Raw genomic sequence first — 7,146 nt, forward strand, 5'->3', positions numbered from 1 at the left:
CCCTTCCCACCCTGTCGAAGGGGCACCCTATAATTGGCCGGTGAGGTATCGCAGTGTTGTCACCCCCCACCCCAGCAACCTTGCCCTCGACGGCACCAACTGGGCTCAACACGGCATCTTCCCCGTCGTAGAGCACCTCGATCACCACGCCCCGAACACCGATAAATACAGCCGCTTCATCGCGGGGGTGCCGCCGTTACGCATGGACCAGCAGTCGTGCATGATCACCAGGTCACGGAGCCGCTGACGGTCGAGCCAAACCAACACCTGGCTGGCAAAGGGTTCGCAGATACGCCGGGGTCGGCGGTCGCGCTTCCACACCCCATTGATCCTCCGGATCGTCCGGGACGGCCAATACGATTTGAGAAGGTACGAAAACTGGCGCTCGCGATTGTGCACTGCCTTACAGACAACCGGTGCGGCGCCGCTTGCCGTTGGGCAGTATCCCGGGAAGGCCTGCGAACCCGGCCGGGCTTTCAGCCCCTTCAGGATCTCTGCCTTCTCCCACGTGGTCAGGATGTGAAAGTGCAGCACGTACTGCCCGCTGCGTGGCTCGAACTCGCCATGGAGGATGGCAATGAACGGCCCCGGCACCTTGGTCAGGCCCAGATTGTTTAGGTCGGAGCGAAAGCGATTTTTGACCTGCTTTGCCGTCACCGCATCAAGATTGGCTGGCGTGTAGGTCCAGCGCTGATTGATCACGGTCGCCGTGGCCAGCGCCTCATCGGGGTAGCCTGCGAACGCGGCATGGATGTCGCTGATCACCGTTTCACGGATAATCCGCATGGTCGATGACGACGCCAAGCTGTTCGAGATTGGGCCGGGCGCCGTCGCTAGTCGAAGGCGCACACGGTCGAAGTTGGCCGCCTCGCGTCGCGGGAACGATCTGGGGAAGGGCAACTGATCCAGCAGCCGGATGCGCGCTGCAATGTTCGTCCAGGACGTCGGCCCCTCAGTAGGCCGAGCTAAGCCAAGCCCCTTGGCGCGGGTGCGATCCTCGGCGTACGCCAATGCCTCGGTTTCGAAGCCCTCAGGCATGAAGGTGCTATCGAGTTCAGAGGTTGTCGGCGGCGCGCCCTCACTGCCACCACCGCTGGAGATAACGGGAGAAATGGCCTCGGTTGGGCCTCGACTGCTCGAGAGCCGGGCGAGCCGCTTGATGGCATGGTCAGGAAGACGAAGGGTTACCACAGCGGACTCCAATTGTTTGTCGCCGCGAGTGAGGCTGCGATGTTGTTCAGTTTCAGATGGTCTCAGCGCTTGCTGAGGCCGAACCGGACAGGCCTGTTCGGAAACAGGTAGTTTTCAGGCTGTGCCGCCCCCGCTGCTGGCTGGGACTCGACCTGTCGTCCACGCTGCCCCGTCGCATCGTTGTTTACGACCGAGTCCATGTGGCCGGACTTGCCCAAAGCGCCCTGTGGCGGTGTGCCGTCCACCGTCGGCAAGCCGTTGGCGTCGAGGGGGACAGCTGAGCCGTGTTCCGCGACTGGCGTACTGGCATCGCCGCCAATTGGCTGCAGCGTGGCATCTGCCTTCCCGACTGGCTCAGAGGATGTGAAAGGGTCATCCTGGACCTCAGGGGCTTCAACGTCGCTCGGCCCCAGGCTCCCGACCGGAAGAACGGTGCTCTCGATCTCGGCCGACTGTGCGTCAACAGCTTGCATGCGCGCCGTCAATTCGCGCTCAGCGTCATAATTCAAGACCGTACCGAGACCGGCCTCGCCAGTCAGCTTCAAGAACGTAGACAGCTCATTGCCAAGCTTCGCCGCCAGGAAGTCCAATGCCGCCGCCATGGCCTTCGCTTGCACAAGGTTTTGAGCCTCGCGCTTTGCAGCGTCTCGCTCGGCGGCCTTTGCGTTCGCCGCTTCACGGCTCGCCCGCGCTGCTTTTGCCTTTGCGGTGCTCGCTGCGCTGCGTTCGACATCTTTCTGATAGGTTTTGATCGCCTGCTTGACTTCAAAGCCGACCGACTCACCGGCAATGATACGCGGAACGAACTCGTCCCGAATTGCCTGCGGGACCGATGGAGCCGAAAGCAGGTACAAGGAGCTCGGCTTGGGGAAATCCGTAACGTTTACGGATTCGAGCTGGTCGCTGAACATGCTGGCGGTCCGCATCAGCTTTTCAGCCTTGCTCTTGCTGTAGTTTAGCGACTGACACCAAGGTTCAAATTGGCCATGGGGGATCCGGGCCTTTGCTTCGTTGAGGTCTTTACCCGTGACAAACCACCAGTAGCGAACACCTGCAATAAGTTGATGGTCGCGATCTAAGATCCTTTTCGCTATTTCATCCGCCTCGGCCCCGTAAGGGGAGCCCTCGGTCGTCATCTCGCCGAACTCATCGTCATCGCTTTGCATGTCATCCCCGCAACTTTCACAACAGCGAAGAAGACCAGCGATAAGGTGCACAATGCAAGATCTTACACTTCAGTGGCGGCTTGCGAACGGGCTACAGCACCGGTATACATAGCGATGCCGGCGCTCTGCTAAGTCTTTGATATATAACGAGTCAACATACCGGGTGTACCAGTCCGTCCCTGGGCACCATTTCCTTTCATGCCATTTCCGCATTGAGATCGTTGGGCCTTCTCGCCCGCACCGGTTTACGGAAGTGGGGACGCCGCCCCGTCATTCTGTGGTTTCTGCGGCGCCCCTATCTGCCTGATTGCGCCGCTCACCGTCGCGACGACGAACACCGGCGCTGGCGGGCGAGGTCCACAGGTACCTTCGACGGATCCCCGGTGAGACTCCGAGCGCGCCCGTTGGGACGTGCCGCACAGCGGCCGGCATCACGCCAGAAAAAAGCCCGGCACGGAGTGATCCGGCCGGGCTCGGGTTAGGGGATGGGAACTGAACTTAGGTGAGGAGGAACCCGAAATCGCTCGCATCCAGCGACGAAGCGGCAACATCATGAAGGATGATCTTGTTGCCTGACCCAGCGCCCTCGAATGTGATGAGCGTATTCGCTCCGCCATTCAGTCCGCTGATGTTGATGTCATTGATGCTGCTGACGAGGGCTGACACGTCAAAATGGTCTGCACCTGACTCGAAGCCATAGACATTGTCGCGTCCAAAGTTCGCTTTGAAAGTGAAGGTATCAGCCCCTGCGCCGGCAGAGAGTTTGTCGCTCCCGGTGCTACCGTCAAGGACCGTGTCACCCGCACCGGCCGTGATGGTGTCGTTGCCCTTGGTGCCCGTCACCGTAGCGAGCGTCGTTGCGGCATTCTGTACGGTGATCGCGACTTTCGTGCTCACGCCAGACATATCGAGGGTCAGCGAATCGCGCACATAGACCGCCTCGATCTCCTTGAAGTTCATGTCGATGAACGTGAAGGTTTCCGCCCCCTGAAGGAAGAGCTTGTCGTTGCCGGCATCCCCCTGGACCAGCGTCGGCGCCTCGATAACCACCAGCCTATCGTCGCCGACTCCCCCGACCAGCGTGTCGGAGCCAGCGTCCCCGCGCAGGGTATCGTTGCCCTCACCTCCGAAAAGCCGGTCATTTCCCGCGCCGCCAGCGAGGACGTTGGCCGCCGCATCGCCCGTCAGCGTATCGGCGTTCTGGCTGCCGGCAAGGTTCTCGATACTGGTCAGGATATCGCCTTGCGCGTCACCGCCACTGTAGGAGCCCGTCGCCAGATTGACGGTCACACCGAGGAGGGAATGCTCGTAGCTCGCCGTATCGCTGCCACCCGCGCCGAAAAGCTGGTCGGCTTTCGCGCCGCCTTCGAGCACATTGGCCGTCGCATCGCCTGTCAGAACGTCTTCGTATCGACTGCCGCGAAGGTTCTCGATATCGGTCAGGATATCACCTTCAGCGTCGCCACCGGTGTTGGCCCCCGTCGTCAGATTGACGGTCACACCGAAGAGAGAATGCTCGTAGCTCGCCGTGTCGCTGCCACCCGCGCCGAGAAGCTGGTCGGCTTCCGCGCCGCCTTCGAGCACATTGGCTTTTGCATCGCCCGTCAGAGAATCCGCGTAGTCACTTCCGCGAACGTTCTCGATGCTCTCGAGAATATCCCCCCACGCCGCCCCACCATCGTTGACCTTGGTCGTCAGGTTCACATCGACAGAAAAGGCTGACGTCTCGTAGCTCGACGTGTCGTTACCTGCGCCACCTCGGATAACGTCGGCGCCATCGTGTCCTTCCAGGATATTGTCACCCGCATCACCGACCAAGATATCGAGGAAACGAGTGCCGACAACATTCTGAATGTCGATGAGCGTGTCATGAAATCCGAATCCGTCCCTGTTGTAGGCCTCGCGCTCGTCAAGAAAGACCTGAACGCCCAAAGTATCCGGAGCGTTTGGTCCGCTGTATCCCACATAACTAGCGGTATTGTTTCCGGAACCGCCTCGGATGATATTGGTACCCAGATTGCCTATCAAGGTGTCGTCGCCGCCACCGCCATTCAAGACGTCATTGCCCGAGCCGCCGTATAGGAAGTCACCGAGTTTACCACCCTGCAGAACGGAATCGCCAGTCCTGTCGTCATAGGCGAGAATTAACGGTCCGGCCCCATCGGCGACATTCACCTGGGCGCCACCACTTAGATACGTATATTTTACCGAAGGGGCTCCTCCTAAGGACAGGCCCAGGAACCCGCCGGCGAAGCCCACCTTGAGAGGCGCGTCTTTGTTTGAGTTCGGATCGGCGTTATTGCTCAAAAAAATCACGCCATTGAGGCGGCCGTCATCAAAAATTGCCAATCCTGCATAACTCATAGTATAAACTCCCGTTTCAGAGCGATTTCAATGCAAAAACTTAACAAAATACCTAAAACATATCGAGGCTGGATTTACACTAGACGCCTACCCTGACATCCGTTTGAGAGGCGAGCACGGATTGCCATCCGACAATCAAGGCTCAGCTCAATGGCTGGCAGACATGCCTTTGCGAAGGCCGGGATACAATGAGGTCTGAGACGCCAGGAATAGAAAAAGCGCGGCTCGATTAAGCACTATCTTATGGTGTGCCTGATCTGACCCTCTGGGTCGTCGCGCAAATTGTGAGGCCGCCGGACGCGCTTCGCGCAGCCGATGGATCGTTTCGTTCAATGCCGACGTTTCACATGGTGCGACACAGCATGAGGATGCCGCGATGCCGTCGTTGCTCGAAGCCGCCGAAGACGAGTTGACCGCCATGGCGCAGGCGGCGAGGGAGGCCATCGACCTCCGCTTGCAGATGTCTCCAGGCGAAGACGGGGTCAGCTTTTGGGCAGCCGTCGCCAAGCTTTATGCCCGAGGTCTGGCAGAGCCCGTAGCGGTGCCTGAGGAATGCGCCGCGTAACCTTGGGCTATGACAGCCCGTATTGAGCGAGACGTGCCGCCCTCTTGGCCCGAATCTGCATGGCCTTGATAGCGTGCCGATGGCTCGCTTGGAGCAGGGCGTCTTCCCCTTCGCTCCGCCCGCCGCCCATCGCGCGTGCCGGGCTGCTATGCAGATCGTGTCGCATGAGTGGGGCGATGCGACCGACGGCGCGGAATGAATGCGAGGCGGACCACCGGCAAGACAAGGCGAGAGTCGTTCTACAATGACTCGACGATCACTGTAGTCGCCTGATTTCCAGGGCGACGGACCGGCATTGCCGTCCCACATGGGCTGTCTGGACATTCATTGAACCCACGCCGGGGATCGTCGTGTCCCCATCCTCGTGATGTCTTCAACCGACCTCATGCGATCGACGGTCGATCGGCACGACCAGTCAGCGGAGTGACCCGCCGAGATCGAAGGCCGCTCGGCGTCAATAACCGAGCAGCTCGCCTTTACGATCCGCCCCTCGCCACGCCGAGTGGATCGCCCGCGATCCTTAGATCAGACCCGGCCCTACCGGTCCCGATCCGCCTCAAGCTGCTTCATGAGTTCGGCAAGGCGCGGGTCCAGCGGCTCGTCGATGACCGGCTCGTAGAGGGCCTGCAATTCCTCGCCGAGACGCCGCCGGGTCGTCTCGGTCAATGCGCTGTTCAGATCCGTGGCACGGGGCCTGGGCCAACTGGGCTCGCGGTATTCCTCGATGCGCATCCCAACTCCCTCTCTGACACGAAGACTGTAAACGCGAAGGCCGACGATAGGTTCATATGTCGCGCCTCATGGGGAATGGTCTCCCTCCGGCGGAGAGACCGGGTGCCCTGGACATGAGTCCCTTCGCGACACAGGCAGCCTTGGGCGAGGGCATCTCCGGGCAGAAGTCCGCGCTCTTGTCGATGAGAAAGCCGCAGCGGGAGTTTCGTGGGAGGCGCCGAACTGCCATCCCTGCTGTGCCGATGACCATCGAGCGAGCGTGCCACCGGAATAACGAGAGCAACTGTCGAGGTCGAACGATGTCAGCGCGCCCGGCGATCGCGGATGAGCGAAACTTCGACCACGCTCATGGTCCATGAGAATCTATGATTTCTGACGTTTTAGCCTTGTCTGAAATTTGTGCAGGCTTGTTATTCGATATAATTTCTCAGCATTTTCTTAATAGATATTTGAGCTGGCGATTTATGCTTGCATTGCCGCCTCGGCGGGTTAGGCTTCGGCGAATCATCCCGCTTCGGAATCGCCATCCCATCGCCGTATGAGCCTCACCTCCGCGCAAATCCTCGACCTCGCTCCCGATGCGTCGAGCCGCAAGGCCGGGCAGGATCAGGCGAAGGCGGCCAAGTGGAGCGGGCTCGGGCGGGCGGGCGACGTCGTCTGGGGCGAGATCAAGGGAAGCGGAGCGAACCCCTATCGCACGGTGGCCGATCTCTCCGGTCCGGCCTCGAAATGCACCTGCCCGAGCCGAAAATTTCCCTGCAAGCACGCAATCGGCCTGATGCTGGTGGATGCCGCCGCGCCGATCTCCGAGGCCGAACCGCCGGATTGGGTCGCCGCCTGGATCCGGGGCCGCGAGAGCCGCGCCGTCTCGGCCGAAACGCGGTCCCAGCAAGCCTCCGCCCCCGTCGACGAGAAGGGGCAGGCCAAGCGCCGCCAGGCCCGCGAGGACAAGGTCTCGGCGGCCCTCGGCGAACTCGACCTCTGGCTCGGCGACCTGATGCGGCGCGGCCTCGCGACGGTGCGGCGCGAGCCCTATGCCTTCTGGGACCGCATGGCGGGACGCCTCGTCGATGGACAGGCCCCGGGCCTCGCCCGCAGGGTCCGGGCCATGCCGGGCCTCGTCGCGGC

6 protein-coding genes are annotated in these 7,146 nt (G+C 61.0%); 2 read left to right on the forward strand and 4 right to left on the reverse strand.

Translation table 11 applies throughout. The features are described from left to right. Window positions 1-141 precede the first annotated feature (141 nt). The 3 genes from FV220_RS23095 to FV220_RS23105 form a co-directional block, all read right to left on the reverse strand. Entirely contained in the window at window positions 142-1,038 is an 897-nt protein-coding gene (locus FV220_RS23095; protein WP_147833368.1) for a hypothetical protein, read from the reverse strand. Between the two features lie 215 nt (window positions 1,039-1,253). Further along, complete coding sequence (locus FV220_RS23100; RefSeq protein ID WP_147833369.1) at window positions 1,254-2,357, reverse strand: DUF3102 domain-containing protein; 1,104 nt, start codon at window positions 2,355-2,357, stop codon at window positions 1,254-1,256. A 498-nt stretch (window positions 2,358-2,855) separates the two neighbouring features. Then, window positions 2,856-4,721, reverse strand: coding sequence for a calcium-binding protein (locus FV220_RS23105; protein ID WP_147833370.1), 1,866 nt, complete (start codon window positions 4,719-4,721; stop codon window positions 2,856-2,858). 376 nt (window positions 4,722-5,097) lie between these two features. Between FV220_RS23105 and FV220_RS23110 the strand changes: the two genes are divergently transcribed. Then, window positions 5,098-5,286 (forward strand): hypothetical protein, encoded by a 189-nt coding sequence (locus FV220_RS23110; protein ID WP_018041734.1) that lies wholly within the window; start codon window positions 5,098-5,100, stop codon window positions 5,284-5,286. A 537-nt stretch (window positions 5,287-5,823) separates the two neighbouring features. Here FV220_RS23110 and FV220_RS26450 read toward each other — a convergent pair. Beyond that, window positions 5,824-5,952, reverse strand: coding sequence for a hypothetical protein (locus tag FV220_RS26450; protein ID WP_274533751.1), 129 nt, complete (start codon window positions 5,950-5,952; stop codon window positions 5,824-5,826). Between the two features lie 604 nt (window positions 5,953-6,556). On the opposite strand from FV220_RS26450, the gene FV220_RS23120 reads away from it, so the two are divergent. Then, window positions 6,557-7,146 (forward strand): SWIM zinc finger family protein (locus FV220_RS23120; protein WP_187273512.1); only part of this gene is annotated, 590 nt, incomplete at its 3' end.

Origin of the sequence: Methylobacterium sp. WL19, assembly GCF_008040005.1 — a bacterium.
Taxonomy (GTDB): domain Bacteria; phylum Pseudomonadota; class Alphaproteobacteria; order Rhizobiales; family Beijerinckiaceae; genus Methylobacterium; species Methylobacterium bullatum.